The organism is Pontibacter aydingkolensis, assembly GCF_019443125.1.
Taxonomy (GTDB): Bacteria; Bacteroidota; Bacteroidia; order Cytophagales; family Hymenobacteraceae; genus Pontibacter; species Pontibacter aydingkolensis.
Window position 1 is genome coordinate 1 of record NZ_JAHYXK010000044.1, and the last position, 1,250, is coordinate 1,250.

At 53.6% G+C, this 1,250-nt stretch carries 2 protein-coding genes and 1 pseudogene; all 3 read left to right on the forward strand.

What is annotated here, in order from left to right; genetic code table 11:
* Positions 1 to 100 precede the first annotated feature (100 nt).
* The 3 genes and pseudogenes from K0O23_RS20050 (at position 101) to K0O23_RS20060 (ending at position 1,221) form a co-directional block, all read left to right on the forward strand.
* The gene (locus K0O23_RS20050) at positions 101 to 289 is read left to right on the forward strand and encodes a transposase (RefSeq protein ID WP_262902650.1); all 189 of its coding nucleotides are present in this window, start codon (positions 101 to 103) and stop codon (positions 287 to 289) included.
* A 142-nt stretch (positions 290 to 431) separates the two neighbouring features.
* A pseudogene (locus tag K0O23_RS20055) lies at positions 432 to 1,007 on the forward strand (IS3 family transposase); the annotation flags it as partial.
* Complete coding sequence (locus tag K0O23_RS20060; RefSeq protein WP_219879243.1) at positions 991 to 1,221, forward strand: IS3 family transposase; 231 nt, start codon at positions 991 to 993, stop codon at positions 1,219 to 1,221. The pseudogene K0O23_RS20055 and the gene K0O23_RS20060, both read left to right, overlap by 17 nt.
* Positions 1,222 to 1,250 lie beyond the last annotated feature (29 nt).

Sequence of the window (1,250 nt, forward strand, 5' to 3'; positions counted from 1 at the left end):
ACTTGCTACTTTTGACTACAGGGTTTAAGAAGGGCAATTTTCTACAAACTGTTAACTTTGGTTTATATGAACAAATGTGTATTCGATGCATCCTTAGCAGATGGCCGTGGAGCTTAGCTTGGCCAGAGGGTTAGTAAAGGAGGTTGCCGAGGAACTGGGTATTGACCCGAGCAGGCTAAGCAAATGGCGTAGCAAGCGGAGTGGGTCAGCGCAGCCGGCAGCGGAGCTAACAGCTGACCAGAAAGAGATCAAAAGATTGCAAAGGGAACTGAAGGAGGCGCAGCTGTAGCGCGATATTCTAAAAAAGGCCATCAGCATCTTCTCCAGGGGAGACGGGCGGTATTCGGGTTCATAAAGGAGCACCGGTACCAATTCCCGTCGAGAAGATGTGCCGGGTGCTGCAGGTGAGCATCAGCTGATTTTACTACTGGCTCAAATACCCAGTGGGGCTCGGGGAGTGCAAGGAGCAGCAACTCCTTGCCTCTGTTAAGGAGGTATACCAACAGAGCAAGTGCCGCCATGGCTCTCCACGCATCGCTTTTGAGCTCAGGCACCATGGCATCAGAGCCTTGCGTACCCGTGTAGCCAGGCTGATGCGGAAACACCACATCAGCAGCATTGTCAGAGGGAAATACCGGGTGCAGACCACCGACTCCAATCACCTGTTCACCGTGGCCGAGAACCACCTGAACCGGGACTTTAGCACAGAGCGGCTGGCTCAGAAATGGGTATCTGATTTGACCTACATCAGAACCGGGGAAGGCTGGCTGTACCTGATGGCGGTGCTGGACCTGGCTGCCCGGAAGGTGGTGGGCTGGGCATTGAGCGAGACCATGGAGGCCGAATCGACAACAGTGGCAGCCTTTCAGATGGCCGTGAGAAACAGGCCGGTGACTCAAACCCTGCTGTTCCACTCGGACCGGGGCGTGCAGTACGCCTGCAGCGTCTTCCGCCAGCAACTGAAGGGATTACCTGTATGTAGTGCAGAGCATGAGTCGCAAGGGTAACTGCTGGGACAATGCCGTGGCCGAGAGCTTCTTCAAAACATTGAAAACAGAGCTGGTCTACCACCGCAAGTTCACCACCAGGCAAGAAGCCTGGCTGGCTGTGTTTGAATATATCTTAGGCTTCTACAACCGGGAAAGGAGACACTCAGCGCTGGGCTACCTCACACCCTGCCAGTATGAGGAAAGACTATACAAACAAAGAATGGCTGCCTGAGAAAAACCCTACAGTAAACCGTTGCAATT

Coding starts and splice junctions, on each gene's coding strand:
- K0O23_RS20050 (WP_262902650.1), top strand. CDS start 101: ATGGCCGTGGAGCTTAGCTTGGCCAGAGGGTTAGTAAAGGAGGTTGCC.
- K0O23_RS20060 (WP_219879243.1), top strand. CDS start 991: ATGAGTCGCAAGGGTAACTGCTGGGACAATGCCGTGGCCGAGAGCTTC.